This window comes from Streptomyces sp. NPDC006624 (genome assembly GCF_040611555.1).
Taxonomy (GTDB): Bacteria; Actinomycetota; Actinomycetes; order Streptomycetales; family Streptomycetaceae; genus Streptomyces.
On the sequence record NZ_JBEXOM010000040.1, the window covers coordinates 1 to 14,676 of the forward strand.

The following is a 14,676-nucleotide window of genomic DNA, read 5'->3' on the forward strand; positions in this document are numbered from 1 at the left end:
CCGGCCTCCTGCCCGGCGACGGGAATGACGCCCCGGACCTCGCGCCGCCAGGACGCCGGGGCCGGCCCGGGCAGACCCAGGCCGTCACGACGCTGCGCGCATACCGGATACAGGCCCGGTTGCTGCGAGCCCTGGCCGAGCCCGACGTCGCCGGTGCGCGGAAACTGATCGCCGTCGTACGTGAACGCATCGCAGCCGGGAAGAACCCGCAGACGCGTGCCCAGTGGCAACCCATACTGGGCGGCGCGTATGCCCTGGCCGAGATGACATCCGGCCAGGGCACTGCCGCGCAGGACGGGATCGAGGCCCTCGATGAGGCGATCCGGGGCGGCACAGGCTCCGAGGGCCCGCAGCGCACGCTGCGCACGGCCCGCCTCGCCGCCACCCTGGCCATCGGAGAGCAACAGTGGGCAGCGGCTGAACAAACGCTGAAGGAGGCGCTGCGGCAGATCCACACCCTGCGCACCCACGGCATCCCCGAGACCACCCGGCACGCCTGGCTCCAGCAAGGCCGCACCCTCGTCGGGGACCTGGTGACCTGCCTGGCCACCCTGAACCGGGCGGAAAAGGCCGCGGTGGCCATCGAGGAACACCGGGCGGTGCTGCTGTCGGAGGCGCTCGGCGACCGGGCGGAATCCGTGGGGCTGGAGCAAGTCGCCCCGACACTCGCCCGCGACTACAGGACGGCCGCCCGGGAGCTGCACCGGTTCGACGGGAGCGCCGAGACCCACCGCGGCGACTTGCGTACCGTTTCTGTGGATCCCCTGAAGTCCTCCGGCACACGTGTGTTTGATGCGCCTCCCGCGCAGGCCGCAGCGATCCGGGCCCGCTCCGCCACACGAGCCGGGACGTGCCACACAAGGCCGCCGTTCCTCATGTGTGATGAACTGTGGCCCGGTTGCGGGACGTTGCTCTCGTTTCGAACAAGAGAGCGGGAGGGCCCGTGGACCTTGGTGGGGGGATGTGGCAGCGACTGACCGCCGTGGTGCTCGTCATGGCGGTGGCGGCCGGGTGTACGGGGCAGGGCGAAGGCGCGGGCGGCGGAAACGACGAAGACCTGCTGCGGAACCACGACTGGACGCAGATGCCGGGCACCACCGCGCACAACGACATCCTGCGGGTCAGCGCATTGGATCGGCAGATCGTGGAGCAGGACTCCTCAGGCGGCCAGCCCAACCCCCCGCTGAACCTGGCCGGCCCGCATCTCAGGTCCGATGGCGACTTCACCGTCACCGCGCGCATGTCGGGTGTGGGTGACGATGGCGGCGACTCATGGCTGCGGCCGTACGGACGGGTACCGGTCATCTACGACGAGTGGCGGCAGGAGCGGCCCTCACTCCGCATCGGCGTGAGCGCCGACGGACAAGTGAAGGTACAGATATGGGACGGCGAGGGCGATGAGCCGGCCACCTCCAAGGATTTCGACTGCGGCTGCTCCGGGACGGTGACGCTCGTCGTGTCGAGCATCGGTGACACCTTCCGCGTGAAAGCCGACGGGCGGCGGCTGGGAACCGTGCGGGACCCGGGGGTGTTCGCCGAGGGCACTGTCTGGTTCGGTCTGGAGGCGGACACGGGCGCAGACGAGCGCCGCGAGGGATGGCGTCTGACGCAGCTGATCGCGCGGGCAGAGAGCGGTGACTCGCTCCGCGTGATCAAGGCGCCGCAGCTACGCCAGGAGCAGTCCGACGACTCGCTGCGTGCGCGGGCCGCAGACGTGGGGCGGCCGTTCGACGTCGGCGCCGCCCTGGCCGAGAACCCGCTGCTCACCGACTCACGCTACCGGGCGCTCGCGGGGAGCCAGTTCTCCATGCTCACTCCGGAGAACGCGTTCAAGCCACAGTTCCTCCACCCACGCCGGGGCGTCTACGACTTCCGCGACGCGGACCTACTCGTACGCTTCGCCCGTGCAAACGACATGAAGGTGCACGCGCACACTCTCGTCTGGCACGAGGCTCTGCCCAACTGGATGCGGGAGAACGACGACCCCGAGGAGGTGCGCCGGACCATGCTGCGGCACATCGCCGTGGTCGCCGGGCACTTCAAGGGAAAGGTCGCGGAATGGGATGTGGTCAACGAGCCCATGTCCGACGACGAGAAGAGCTACACCAACGGGGATCTCGGTCTGCGCTCCGAGCAGAGCCCGTGGTTCGAGGCCATGGGCGAGGAGTACATCGACGAGGCGTTCAGGGCCGCCCACCGGGCCGATCCGAAGGCACGGCTGTTCCTCAACGAGTACGGCATCGAGGAGGAAGGCGAGCGGTGGGACGCCCTTTACGATCTGGTCAAGCGGCTCAAGGAACGCGGCGTACCGATCGACGGCGTGGGTTTCCAGAACTATGAGTACGCACCCGCCGACCGCATCGACCCGGAGACCTTCCGCAGCCATGTGCGGGATCTGGCGGAGCTCGGGGTTCAGGCGCGGGTGTCGGAGATGGACGTCCCCATAGGTGAGGACGAGGAGGACGGGCGGCAGACCCAGGCTGATGAGATGGCGGGCAAGCTGCGGGTCTGCCTGGAGGAGCCGAACTGCACATCGTTCTCCACATGGGGATTCACCGACCGGTACGGTTCCACCGCCGACACCAAGATCTACCCTCCGCGCACGGCCGATTCCCTGCCATGGGACGCGGCCCTGCGGCCGAAGCCGGCGTACGAGCACCTGCTCGAGGCCTTTGACGAGGCGTGAGGCGATCGCGTTCGTGGCCACCTCGGGCTGCACGTGGCAGCAGTTGCCCGCTGCGTCGTTCGGCCCGTCCGGGGCGACGGCTCACCGCCGTTTTGCCGAGTGGACGAAGGCCAGGGTGCGGGCCAAGCTCCACCGCCTGGTCCTCGACGAACTCGGCGCCCGCGGCGAGTTGGACTGGTCCCGCTGCGCGATCGACTCGGTGAACATGCGGGCCCTGAAAAAGGGGGACCTGACAGGCCCGAATCCTGTTGACCGGGGCAAGTACGGATCGAAGATCCATTTGATCACCGAGCGGGCGGGTCCGCCCCTGTCCGTCGGAATCTCCGGGGCGAACCTGCACGACAGCCAGGCACTGATTCACCTGGTGAAGGGCATACCACCGATCCGCTCCCGCCGCGGGCGGCGGCGACGCAAGCCGGACAAGCTCCACGCAGACAAGGGCTACGACTATCCTCACCTGCGGCGATGGTTACGAGAGCGCGGCATTAAGCACCGCATCGCCCGCAAGGGGATCGAGACCTCGCAGCGGCTCGGCCGCCACCGCTGGACCATCGAGCGAACCATGTCCAGGCTCGCCGGCTGCCGCCGCCTCCACCGCCGCTATGAGCGCAAGGCCGAGCACTTCCTCGCCTTCACGAGCATCGCCTGCACCCTCATCTGTTATCGGCGGGTCGGCTGCTGATGTGGGCCTGCAACAATTTCACGGCGAGGTAGTGGCCGTAGTGATTGGCCATGTCCATGGGGGTGCGGCCGTCTGGGTCTGCGAGCTCCGGATCAGCCCCGAAGGCCAGCAACACGGCCGTGGTGTGCACAGTCAACGGCTGCCCGCTCTGCAGGGAGCCATCACCCTCAGTGTCGATTGCGTGCGTCAGCAGCGTCACATTACTGAAGACCTCGTCGGGATCGGAACCAGCGGCCAGCAACCGAGCCAGGGCCTCAGCATCCTCCTGCTCGACCGCTTGATGCGCGGGTGTCCAGTAGTCGCTCACCACGACATTCAACCGTCCCCACAGCACGCCTGCCAGCGACTGTCTACGTCATTAGCCACCAATTGAGATGGCGTCCTGATCCCTTCGGCGAGGCAAGTGCTAGCCGTGCAGCCAACTGCCGTATGGCGCAGTGTCCACGAGCTGGTACAGCCCGAGAGCAGCAGCCCCGAGGACGATCAGGAAGAGCCCGGAGCGCAGGCAGGCCGGACCGACGACGGTGACCGAGGCGGCTTGGGTCGTGAGCGTGCGCCAGTCCCGCAGGCGTCGGATGTCCCCCGCGCTGGCCCACCAGAAGCCAGCACCGACCACACCGAGGCCGAGGCCGAAGAGTCCGGCGATCGCGCCGACGACGGCTAGGAACTCTTCCCGGTCGCTGTGGCCGCTGATACTCAAGGTCGCCACCATGAGCGGCACCGTGCCCAGCAAGCCGAAGGTCACCGCTCGCCGCGCAACGTCCGCCGGCCGCAGTCGCGGCAGCATCACGCCATCTCGGTCCAAAACCATGGCCAGCACCCTAGCCCGCCTGCGGTGATCAGGGCCTTGCGCACGTCCCGGGTGGGGCGCTCGCGGGCGGGAGGTGGCCGATCGCGGACAGGAGGCTGCGGGCGTGCCGGCGGACGGTCGCGTCCCGCCACGGGTCGGTACTGGGGTGGGCGCCGGGCAGGACGGCACGGTGCGCGTCTTCGGACTTGCCAGGGTGGTGGTCGGTGCGGGAGCGGGCTGCGCAGTTCAGGCGCTGCCCGGCGTTGCCGGTGATCAGGGCGGCCTCGTGCGGGGGGGCAGGAGGCGTCGCCGTCGCGGTCCGGCTCGATCTGCTCCGCCCGGCGCGCTGCGGTGCTGACCACCTGCGCGAGCATCGGGAAGTAGCCGCCGGGGACGTCGACGTCCTCCTGAAGCTCGCGCAGGATCGCGGCGAGTTCGCGGGCATCGACGTCGTCGGCGGTCAGGTCGTCCTGGACCTGCTGGAGGGCGAGCTGGGCGATGCCGAGAGAGGCGCGACCCCGTTCCAGGCGGGTACGGGAACGGCCGGTCACCGGGTGGTCGCCTTGGCGGTGGCGACCAAGGCCGCGACCGTCTCCCAGCCGTGGTGCCGGGCGGAGGCGAGGGGGAAGGCGTTTTCTCTGAATCACGCGGTGAGGGCGGTCACCGACTTCGGCTGTCGGGGTGATGGTGGTGGGAGGTCGAGGGAGAAGCCCGTTCTTGCAAGGAGTCCGTTGAGGAGGTCGCGGCCCACGCGGGCTTCGGGGCGGCCGTCCCTCTGCGCCAGTGGCTCTCGGTCGCGATCGACGTCTCCCCGTCGGCCTCCCGGCGGGCCTTCACAGGCACCCTGTCGCGGGCCTGACAGCCGCGGATCTCAGGCGTCGATGCGCACCCAGGTCCGGCCGGCGCGGAGAAACAGGGTGCCGTCGCGACCCTGGCCGCAATGCATGACCACCCGCCCGGGCACCCGCACCCGCTCCTGGCCGATGGAGACACACACGTCGCCGACCAGTTCCGCACGGGTCACGGTGGTCCTGCGCTGGTAGTGGTCGCGGCTGGTCAGGACCACCCGCGTGCCGCGCACGGCGAATCCGTCCGGGACCTTCACCGGGCTGCGATAACTCGCGACTTCGCCGGTGGAGGGTGTGATCCGGGTGAGGAAGGTTCCTTCGGGGCTGTACCAGACCAGCCACACCGATTCGCCTTCCGTGGCGGCCGTGCAACCCTCCAGTGGCCAGTCGGGAAGTCTCCCCTTCGGTGCCCACGTCGCGACACCCCGGGTGTTCCAGCCCGCCAGGCCGGCCGCGGACTCCGGATGGGTGCCGTAGATGCCCTCGTCGCCGTAGGCGGTCCAGATGCCCCCGCTGCGGTCGGTGACCAGGGCCGGGATGTCGTCACCGAGACAGAAGGCACCCTCCGGCCGGCCCTCGGGGGAGTACACGACGGCGTTCTTCCACCAGGTTCCCTCCGCGTCCCGGTGGGTACGACCCGATGCCAGCAGGAACCGGGAGCCTGGGAGTAGCGCCAGATGGCTGGGCCACATGTCGATCCCTTCGACCGGGATACGCCGCTCCTCCTGCCCGGAGGCGATGACCAACTCTCCGTCGAACGGCGTCTCGGCACGCCATCCGATCCACCCGCGGGGATACTTGCCGCGGCTCAGGTACCGGCGCTGGACCAGCATCACGGCGAGTTCGCCGTCCGGTCCCACGGTCCACCACAGCGCACGCCACCCCGCCTGGACGTCCTTGGAGGACAGTCGCCACGCGACGGGCAGCTCGTCGAACATCATGGGAGTCACCTTCGGGACTCCGGGGGCCCGCGCCGCCCGAAGATCGCCACGTTACAGGTCGGGGTCGTCTCCACTCCCGCCGGGAGAGCGAAGACCCGCCCTTCACGCCGTCTCCTGCAATTACTGACAACAGCTCGTCAGGGTGATGGTGGGTCATGGAGAGTCAAGCCAGTGCCAGCTGTGAAGCCTTCCCTGAACTACGAGTTGGGGCCAGCGACCAGACTCCGGTTGTCGGCCACGCTGCGGATCAGGGGCCCTTCACGTAGGCCGTCGTGGCTCCCGTGGAAGGTGGAAGGTGCCCACCCAGAACTTCGGTGCGTGGTGGCGGTGCTGGACAGTGCGGTGCGGGGTCAGCGCTGGGGCGGGTGGGCGTTGTCGGGGCCGTAGTCGTCGTCCGCCGGGGGTGGGGGCGGGGATCGTGGCGTGCAGGTGGAGCGCGGGGCTGAACTGGTACTGCGGCGGGTGGTTGTGGACGATGGGCCGCAGGGTCAGGCCGCGCAGGGCGAAGGTGCCGGCCAGTGCCCACATGAGGGCGGCGAGCCCGGTGGCGGCATCGCGGCTACCGGCCGGGGCGGTGTACTGGTGAAGAGGCAGTGTTCTGACACTGCACTGTCCATGGGGGGCGCAGATCCGAGGTCCGCCCCCGAGGAGGTCACAGTGAAGGGCCCTGACATGTCGCACGGTGCACGGCTGACCGCCTATAGCGCCGTCTCCACAGCCCTGGCCTTGTGCAGCGATCGCGCGCTGCGCGAACTCGTCGACACGGCTACACCGCTCGGTTCCGGCATCGGCGGGACGTCGGCCCTGACGGAGGTCGCTGGAACCCCGGTCTTCGTGAAGCGGGTGCCTCTCACCGACCTGGAAAGCGAACCTGAGCACGTCCGGTCCACAGCGAACCTGTTCGAGCTTCCCCTCTTTTGCCACTTCGGCACCGGCACCATTGGCGGACCGGGCTTCGGAGCCTGGCGAGAGCTCGCCGTGCACACCATGACGACGAACTGGGTGCTCGCAGCGGAGCACGAGGGTTTCCCGCTGATGTACCACTGGCGGATCGTGCCGGACTCGGCGCCGCTGCCGGAAGAACTGGCCGACGTCGAACGGGCCGTCGCCTACTGGGGCGGCGGATCGCACGTACGCAGCCGGATCGAGGCTCTTCAGCAGTCCTCAGCGAGCATCGCACTGTTCTTGGAATACATCCCGCAGAACCTGCACCAATGGCTGGGCGCCAGGATCGAAGCGGGAGACCACAACACCGGCCGAGCCTGCACCATGGTGGAGAAGGAACTGGCGGTCGGCATCTCGTTCATCAACAGCCGCGGACTTCTGCACTTCGACGCCCACTTCGAGAACATTCTGACCGACGGCCGACGCCTCTACTTCGCAGACTTTGGCCTTGCCATCTCCTCCGGCTTCGAACTGTCGCAGGGCGAAGCCGATTTCTTCGCCCTGCACCAGTCCTACGACCGCTGCTACACCGCCACGTACTTGGTGAACTGGCTGGTCACCGCACTCTACGGATACCAGAGGGAGGACCAGGAGAGGCGTCACGCGCTGGTGCGGTCCTACGCGGAGGGCAAGCGCCCCACAGGAATCCCGGACGAGGCCGCCGCACTCCTCACCCGCCATGCGCCGATCGCCACCGTGATGTCCGACTTCAACCGCACGTTCCAGCACCAGAGCAGGCAGACCCCTTACCCGCTGGAGGCGATTCGCCAGCTGAGCGGATTATGACAGCGTTCCGACCCTGGCTATTCGGTGGCTTTGAGGGCCGGAAACGGAGGCGGCTGTGCCGCTGCCGCTCCAGAATCCTCGCCCCGGGGCAGAACGACGAAGCCGGCAGTGTCGGCCCGGCGCTTCAGTGGCGCTTCAGTGCTCGAAGACCGCCGTCGCCACCGGCACCGCCAGCAGCAGGCTGAGTCCGACTAGCGGGAGGCGGTCCAGCCACAAGACAGCGGCGAATTCGCGCAGCGTCGCGGCCAGCCAGTAGGCGGGGGACGTCGGCGCGCCCACGACGTGCACGGGCACGCCGACGCGGCGGGCCAGCAGACTCGTGCGGTAGACGTGGAAGCCGCTGGTGACCACCGCGGCGCGGTGGCCGGCAGAGGTGCCCTCAGCGCCCTCCACAAGGGCCGCGCTGAAGCGGAGGTTCTGCCCGGTGTTGACGGAGCGGTCCTCCCGCACGATCCGCTCGGCGGGCACTCCGCGTCCGCGCAGATAGTCGGCCATGGCGTCCGCCTCCGAGCGGACCTCGTCGTCGCCCTGGCCGCCCGAGACGACGAACACCACACCAGGCGAGTCCGGTGCGCGGGCGGCGTCGATCGCGAGGGCGCGCTCCAGCCTGCGGGTCAGCAGCGGGCCGGGCCGCTCGCCGTCGAGCCCGGCGCCCAGGACCACGACATGGGTGGTCTCCGGCAGAGGGGCGCTACGGCCCCAGACGAACGCGTAGCCCGCAAAGACGAGGAAGAGCAGAGCGAGGTATCCCGCCACCGCGTTCACCGCGACCACGAGAGCACCGAACACCTCGCCACCGACCACGGCGAAGACCGCGTCGAGGCCGAGCACCGCCAGCACCGCACCGCCGGCGGCCGAGGTCGCCAGCAGGGCCGCCTGCGGTCCGTAGCGCCGGACCAGCAGGACGCCGTCGGCAAGCAGCAGCAGGCCCAGCCCGAGCGCCAGGAGCAGGGCGGTGGCGGCGAGGACGGTGGCGATGGCCGGGTGCGCCGCCACACCGCGAACGGCCACGCCGAGTCCGGCGGAGGTCACCGCGAGGCAGAACAGGACAGCGGTGGAGAACCTGTGCGGTGCCAGCAAGGCGCTGACGACGCCGCCCGCGGCGAACACGACCGCGGCGACGTACTCCGGGTACTCCGGCATGTGCCGCACCACTCCCCTCTCCCGCCCGTCGCTCACCGCCCGCGGGTTCCCGGACCCGGCACCGACGACTGATCGCCATCCTTTCAGAGCTGCTGTGGTGCGCCGAACGCGGGCGGGCGGTGGTGCGTTCGACGCGACCGGCATGCCGTGCCGGGGCCGCTGCCCCGCGCGGCCGCGCAAGACGCACAGAGGGACGATGTGCCGACAGCCCGGTGCAGCTCCCAGCAGGTACGCAAGCGCCACCCGGCCGACCACGCCTGACACCACCTGCTCCCGGAGGGCCGCCGCCCGCCGCAATGCGTGAGGTGAGCCGACCTCGAAGCCACAGTGTTTACCCGGTGCCCGGCACCGGCGGCAACGAGCACCGAGTGGCCCGCACGGTGAGCTGCTTGCCGACCGGTGCCGTGCCGCCCGAGGGGTCCCTCAGGCCGCCATCAGCGCCGCCAGGGCGCGGTCCATCGCGGCGTTGAACTCTTCCGGCCTCAGCGGCAGACGGGACTTGACGTCCCGGCTCCACTGGTCGGCGAGGACCTCGGCGGCACCCGCCTCAACACCGTCGAGCGCGGCGTCGGCCAGGTCGGATGGAGCGATCTTGTCCACGGGCCAGCCCGCCGCCATGTCGGTGTCGGCCAGGCCGAGGTGTACCGCTGTGACGAGCGTGCCCTGCTCGGCGAGCTCCAGGCGGACGCCGTTGGTCATGGCCCAGGCGGCGGCCTTGGTCAGGTGGTAGGCATTGGCGCCCTTGCCCCCGAACCACGACATGGCCGACAGGACGTTGACGATCGCTCCCCCGCCGTTCCCGGCGAGCGTCGGCGCGAACTCCCGGATCATGTGCAGGTGGCCGAACATATTGGTCTCCAGCTCGTGCCGCACCGCCTCCAGCGAACCGGTCACCAGGTCGGTCCCCGTACTGATTCCCGCGTTGTTGACGAGCAGCGAGACGTCCGGGGCGGCCTCGGCGGCGGCCCTCACGGATGCGGGATCGGCGATGTCGAGGGGCAGCACCTGGGCCCCTGGCAGGTCCACGCTCTCCGGTCGGCGGGCCGTCGCGTAGACCTTGCGGGCGCCCCGTTCGAGCAGGCGCTGGGCGAAGGCGCGGCCCAGGCCGCGGTTGGCTCCGGTGACAAGGGCGACGCAGTTGTTGATGTCCATGGCCGGTACGCTAAAACCTGACGTCAACGTCAGAGGCAAGTGCCGCACGCCACGGCCAGCGGTGAAAGGAATCACCATGACTGCCACAGTGGGCGCAGCCGAGCGGCTGATCCGCATCGGCGAAGTGGCACGAGGGGCCGGCGTTTCCGTGCGGGCCGTGCGGTACTACGAGCAGCAAGGGCTGCTCACCGCGGAGCGCAGCCCGTCCGGCCAGCGCCTGTACCGGCAGGACGCCATCGCCCTGGTCCGCTTCTTCCAGCAGATGTTCGCCGCCGGTCTCACGAGCCGGCGAATCGCCGAACTTCTGCCGTGCTGGGATTCCGGGCACACCGACGCCGACCAACGAGCCATGCTGCGAGCCGAGCGCGAGCGCATCCAGGCCAAGATCGACGACCTGCGGGCCGCCCTCGACCACCTCGACCAAGTCATCGCGATCACGGATGCGCACCCGTGAGGCCGGTCGGCCAGACCTCTCAGCAGCGCTCCGACCTCGCTGCCCGTTGAGCGGCGATGAGGAGAAGGGCCCTGGCCCCTGACGTCGGACACCTTCCGGTCCAGCCGGCAGGCGACCTCGTGCGCCATCCCGCGGCCGGCGTCCCGTCCGCGCCTGTCCCGTCGGCGGCTACGGGATCGGGATCTTCAGCTCGGGACGGTCCCACGCCACCGCGGGTGGGTTCGCGGAGACGGTCCCGGTGGGCAGCCCGCCCATGCGGCGGTAGAAGCCCTCGGCCGGAGGATGCGATACGACGCGGACATGATCCAGCCCTGCCGCGCGTGCCTCGCCCTTCATGTGCTGTACCAGCAGCTTCCCGATGCCGCGTTGCTGCGCCCCGTCGGCGACGAAGAGCAGGTCCAGTTCCGGCGGCACGAGGACCAGCGAGTAGAAGCCGAGCACCCGGTTCGCGGGATCCTCGGTGTCGACGGCCACGAAGACGCGGTGGGTCTCGATGTAGTCGAGGCCGACGCGGTAGCCCTCGACCATCGCGGCGTATGGGCCCTGGTAGGCGCGCGAGCCACGCACGAGGCGCGTGAGTCGCTTGGCGTCCCGAGCGACGGCCCGTCGTACGGCGGTCGCACCAGGCGTAGGCGTAACACTCGGTTTCATGCGTCGAGTATTACGCATGTGGAAGCAGGATACGTGGCGGGTGTGACGGCCCAGCCGCCGTATGGGGAGCGGGCCAGGTGCCCATGCCCGTCGCGGCCCCATACCGGCCGCACCTGGCAGGCCGTCTCGGCATGTCCCGTGGCCCCACCGTGGTCAGCGGAGCGACATCGGGGCGCCCAGGGGATCCCGGGGCACCGGCAGGACCGGGTTCGCTGCCCTCCACCATGACGGGCATCGTGTCGCCGCAGACGCGCGGTTCCATCAGCACGGGTCCGGCGGCGTACTCGCGGGCGTCGGTGATCAGCTCGCCGACCACCAGCTGCGTCAGGTCCATGGCTCGTGCGGACACCGGCCTGCCGTGCTCCGCCCGGATACGTGCGAGAGAGCCGGCCGCCCGGCCACGCGCCTCGGCGATGACGTGCCCGCCACCGTCGAGGGCGACGGTGTCCTGTATCGGCTGGCGCCCGGCGTCACAACGGTCCTCTTCCCCGATGAACGGTCCAGTCGGCCCAAGCCGTCGGGCGTGGAGCCCATAAGGTCTCCGCCGCCCCTGGGTTCAACTCCGTTCGTTTCATTGACATTTCACTCAGCAGTCGTACTGTTGGGAGCGCTCCCATGGCAGCCTTGCAACTGGAAGGAGTTCCCCCCACATGCGCAAAAAAAGTCCGTTAACCGGGCGTTCGCGGTCCCTGCGCCGACCTCTTCAGGCGCTCGTCATGGTGTTCGCCGTGGTCGTCGGAGCACTGGCCTGGTCGACCCCCGCCCAGGCGCACGGCACCATCGTCAACCCCGCCACCCGCGCCTACCAGTGCTGGAAGACGTGGGGCAGCAACCACACGAGCCCGGCCATGCAGACCGAAGACCCCATGTGTTATCAGGCGTTCCAGGCCAACCCCGACACCATGTGGAACTGGATGAGCGCCCTCCGCGACGGCCTCGGTGGCCAGTTCCAGGCACGGACGCCCGACGGGACGCTCTGCAGCAACAACCTCTCGAGGAACGACAGCCTGAACAAGCCCGGGCCGTGGAAGACGACCAACGTCACCAACAACTTCACGGTCCAGTTGCACGACCAGGCGTCCCACGGTGCCGACTACTTCCGGGTCTACGTGAGCAAGCAGGGCTTCAACCCCAAGACCCAGACCCTGGGATGGGGCAACCTCGACTTCATCACGCAGACCGGCCGCTACGCCCCGGCACAGGACATCAGGTTCAACGTCAACACCTCCGGCTACACCGGACACCACATCCTGTTCGTGATCTGGCAGGCCTCGCACCTCGACCAGGCCTACATGTGGTGCAGCGACGTGAACTTCGGCTGAGTTGAGAAGCGTTGCACACCGCACCCGGCTCTGTCGGGCGCCGGTAATCCGCCACCCGACCGACCGGGCTCCGTCGGGGCAGGGAACCCATGTTGGCCACTCTGTCCCGACGGGGCTTCCTGCGCGCACCCTCCCTCGAACAGGGGCAACGTCCGATGCACCGGTCGGTCGCGTTGTCCCCCACCGTCGCCCTCGCGGTACGGGCAGGCTGTGTGGAGCCCGCAACCGCCCCACCGCCGCCCGGACAGCAGGATCCCGCCCCGTATGCGCCGGGCCGCAGCCCGCGGACCTGAGGAGGAGGGCAGAACTCAGAGCCAGGGACACTGCCGTGAGGATCCCTTCTGCCGCGCGGTTCTCCTCACGGGCATGAGGACGAGCGATCGTGCCGCAGTAACCTGCCGCGGGCTGAGCCGTCGGCAGGCTCCGGGCTTGCGTGAGCTGTCTCCTCGGGCGCGGTCATGGAGCCCCCTCCCCCGGGCCGGTCCGCCGCAGGAAGCGGGCCTGGCTGTCGAGGAACCCTGCCGCGTACAGCTTCCGAGGTGCGAAAACGGCGGTCGCTGTCAGGCGCCACGGCGAGCGTTCGGTGTTGTGGTCCACCAGGGAGTGCGTGGCGTCGGGGTAGTGCTCGACGGTCAGTGTCGAGGCGGGAAGGATCTCGCGGTATACCGCCTCCGTCTCCGTCACGTCGACGTTCACATCGTGGCCGGCCAGTACGAGCAGGACGGGGGTGTTCCTCATGGCGCGCAGGTCGGCGGCGGCGTCCGCGGTGTAGTTCTTCGCGATGAACCGCCACCGGCCGGGCGTGACGTCACCGGTGTCACCGACCGCCGCGCGGTACGTCTCGTAGGAGGCTTGCTGCCGCAGCAGGCGCAGCGTCGTTTCGCGGCGGCGCAGCGCCTTGTCGATGCGCCGCCGGTCGGCGCCTTCCCGGCGGAGTTCGGTGAGGAGGTTGTAGCGCCCCTGCCGAAGCCAGTTGACGGCCGGAGAAACGGCGATGACGAACTGGAGTCGCCTGTCCTTCGCGGCTGCCTTCGGCAGCACCCAGCCGGCCTGGCTCGCTCCCCACAGTCCTATGCGACGGCCGTCGATGCCAGGACGGCTGCGGGCCCAGGCGACGGCGGCGAGGGTCTCTGCGGCGCGGTCGTCCATGCTCTGCTCGAGCCAGTCGCCCTCCGATCCCGCGACGCCCGGCTTGCTGAAGGACAGTGAGGCGTAGCCCGCCCGCGCGAACGACTCCCACAGGGGCCGGTAGAAGGTGTCGTGGGTCGCGTCGACGGGCCCGTCCCCGTGTACGAAGACGACCAGCCCGAACGGCCCGTCGCCTGCCGGCGGGAGGGCCAGTACCCCTTCCAGACGATGTCCGTCGTGCCACAAAACCACGCGCTCCTCCCGGAGGGCGTACGTGTTCTGCCACACCACGATCCCGCCGAGACCGCCCGACACCAGCAGGACGCCCACCAGCGCCCACAGTAGGCGCCGCCGCCCGCGCCCCACGCGGGCCCTCCCCCGTCGCCTCAGCACCGGTCCCCCAATCTATCGCTTAAAGAACGCTCGTTTTGAAGATGAACGTACTATGGTCGATAGCGCAAGGGGAGCAGGACCGACAGGAGGAACAAGTGAGCATCGAGGACGTGACCTGCCGACGCGGTGTGCCCGAGGGGAGCGAGAAGGAGGTGGCCGCGCTGTACTGGGAGGCTTTCGGCCGCAAGCTCGGCCCCGCCCTCAACCCCCCGGACACCGGGCGGGCCTTCATCGCTGCGCACGTGAACCGCGACCGAGGCGTGACCGCCCTCGTCGACGGGACGGTTGTCGGCGTGGCGGGCTACCAGCTCGGCGGGCGCGCGCTCACCGGCGGCGACGTGCGGGACGTCCTGTCCGCCTACGGCCTCATCCGCGGTCTGCCCCGGCTCGCGGTGCTCGCCCTGTTCGAACGCACTCCGCGGGAAGGAGAACTCGTCATGGACGGCATCGCCGTGGACGCGCGCCACCGGGGCTGCGGAATCGGCAGCCTGTTGCTCAAGCAGGTCGTCGCCATCGCGGCGGAGAACGGCTGCCGTCGCACCCGTCTGGACGTCATCGACACCAACCCCCGTGCCCGCGCCCTGTACGAACGCCACGGCTTCGTCGCCCGGCACACCGAACAGACGCCGTACCTACGCCGCTTGATGGGGTTCGGCGCCGTGACGACCATGTACCGCCCCGTGACGGAGGCGGACCAAGCAGGCGGGGGTGCGCGGTGAGGGCCCCCGACGCTTCCGCCTCGGCTACCGGCACGG

13 protein-coding genes and 2 pseudogenes are annotated in these 14,676 nt (G+C 69.6%); 7 read left to right on the top strand and 8 right to left on the bottom strand.

Annotation, left to right across the window (positions count from 1 at the left end; translation table 11 throughout):
• The 3 genes and pseudogenes from ABZY20_RS36580 to ABZY20_RS36590 all read left to right on the top strand — a co-directional run.
• Window positions 1–977 (top strand): hypothetical protein (locus ABZY20_RS36580; protein WP_356447758.1); only part of this gene is annotated, 977 nt, incomplete at its 5' end.
• The gene (locus tag ABZY20_RS36585) at window positions 944–2,686 is read left to right on the top strand and encodes an endo-1,4-beta-xylanase (RefSeq protein ID WP_356447799.1); all 1,743 of its coding nucleotides are present in this window, start codon (window positions 944–946) and stop codon (window positions 2,684–2,686) included. The genes ABZY20_RS36580 and ABZY20_RS36585, both read left to right, overlap by 34 nt.
• 1 nt (window position 2,687) lies before the next feature.
• Window positions 2,688–3,368, top strand: a pseudogene (locus ABZY20_RS36590) (IS5 family transposase); the annotation flags it as partial.
• On the opposite strand, the gene ABZY20_RS36595 reads toward ABZY20_RS36590, so the two are convergent.
• From ABZY20_RS36595 to ABZY20_RS36610, 4 genes and pseudogenes are all read right to left on the bottom strand, one after another.
• A complete protein-coding gene (locus tag ABZY20_RS36595) occupies window positions 3,340–3,675 on the bottom strand; it encodes an ankyrin repeat domain-containing protein (RefSeq protein WP_356447759.1) in 336 nt (111 codons plus the stop codon). The pseudogene ABZY20_RS36590 and the gene ABZY20_RS36595 sit on opposite strands and share 29 nt — an antisense overlap.
• Window positions 3,676–3,774: 99 nt before the next feature.
• Entirely contained in the window at window positions 3,775–4,179 is a 405-nt protein-coding gene (locus ABZY20_RS36600) for a DUF6336 family protein (protein WP_356447761.1), read from the bottom strand.
• A 208-nt stretch (window positions 4,180–4,387) separates the two neighbouring features.
• A pseudogene (locus ABZY20_RS36605) lies at window positions 4,388–4,709 on the bottom strand (hypothetical protein); the annotation flags it as partial.
• A 320-nt stretch (window positions 4,710–5,029) separates the two neighbouring features.
• The gene (locus ABZY20_RS36610; RefSeq protein ID WP_356447763.1) at window positions 5,030–5,947 is read right to left on the bottom strand and encodes a hypothetical protein; all 918 of its coding nucleotides are present in this window, start codon (window positions 5,945–5,947) and stop codon (window positions 5,030–5,032) included.
• Window positions 5,948–6,619: 672 nt separating this feature from the next.
• Here ABZY20_RS36610 and ABZY20_RS36615 point away from each other — a divergent pair.
• The gene (locus ABZY20_RS36615; RefSeq protein ID WP_356447801.1) at window positions 6,620–7,678 is read left to right on the top strand and encodes a serine/threonine-protein kinase; all 1,059 of its coding nucleotides are present in this window, start codon (window positions 6,620–6,622) and stop codon (window positions 7,676–7,678) included.
• Between the two features lie 135 nt (window positions 7,679–7,813).
• Here ABZY20_RS36615 and ABZY20_RS36620 read toward each other — a convergent pair whose 3' ends face one another.
• Window positions 7,814–8,821, bottom strand: a complete 1,008-nt coding sequence (locus tag ABZY20_RS36620; RefSeq protein WP_356447765.1) for a YdcF family protein — start codon at window positions 8,819–8,821, stop codon at window positions 7,814–7,816.
• A 423-nt stretch (window positions 8,822–9,244) separates the two neighbouring features.
• The gene (locus ABZY20_RS36625; protein WP_356447767.1) at window positions 9,245–9,973 is read right to left on the bottom strand and encodes an SDR family oxidoreductase; all 729 of its coding nucleotides are present in this window, start codon (window positions 9,971–9,973) and stop codon (window positions 9,245–9,247) included.
• Window positions 9,974–10,049: 76 nt separating this feature from the next.
• Here ABZY20_RS36625 and ABZY20_RS36630 point away from each other — a divergent pair, with 76 nt between their 5' ends.
• On the top strand, window positions 10,050–10,427 hold the full coding sequence (locus ABZY20_RS36630) for a MerR family transcriptional regulator (RefSeq protein ID WP_356447768.1): 378 nt from the start codon (window positions 10,050–10,052) through the stop codon (window positions 10,425–10,427).
• Window positions 10,428–10,595: 168 nt separating this feature from the next.
• Here the strand turns inward: ABZY20_RS36630 and ABZY20_RS36635 are convergent, their stop codons facing one another.
• A complete protein-coding gene (locus ABZY20_RS36635; protein ID WP_356447770.1) occupies window positions 10,596–11,096 on the bottom strand; it encodes a GNAT family N-acetyltransferase in 501 nt (166 codons plus the stop codon).
• 698 nt (window positions 11,097–11,794) lie between these two features.
• Here ABZY20_RS36635 and ABZY20_RS36640 point away from each other — a divergent pair.
• A complete protein-coding gene (locus tag ABZY20_RS36640; RefSeq protein WP_356447772.1) occupies window positions 11,795–12,400 on the top strand; it encodes a lytic polysaccharide monooxygenase in 606 nt (201 codons plus the stop codon).
• Window positions 12,401–12,856: 456 nt separating this feature from the next.
• Here the strand turns inward: ABZY20_RS36640 and ABZY20_RS36645 are convergent, their stop codons facing one another.
• The gene (locus ABZY20_RS36645) at window positions 12,857–13,858 is read right to left on the bottom strand and encodes a CocE/NonD family hydrolase (protein WP_356447774.1); all 1,002 of its coding nucleotides are present in this window, start codon (window positions 13,856–13,858) and stop codon (window positions 12,857–12,859) included.
• A 158-nt stretch (window positions 13,859–14,016) separates the two neighbouring features.
• On the opposite strand from ABZY20_RS36645, the gene ABZY20_RS36650 reads away from it, so the two are divergent.
• Window positions 14,017–14,640, top strand: a complete 624-nt coding sequence (locus ABZY20_RS36650; protein ID WP_356447776.1) for a GNAT family N-acetyltransferase — start codon at window positions 14,017–14,019, stop codon at window positions 14,638–14,640.
• Window positions 14,641–14,676: the final 36 nt, after the last annotated feature.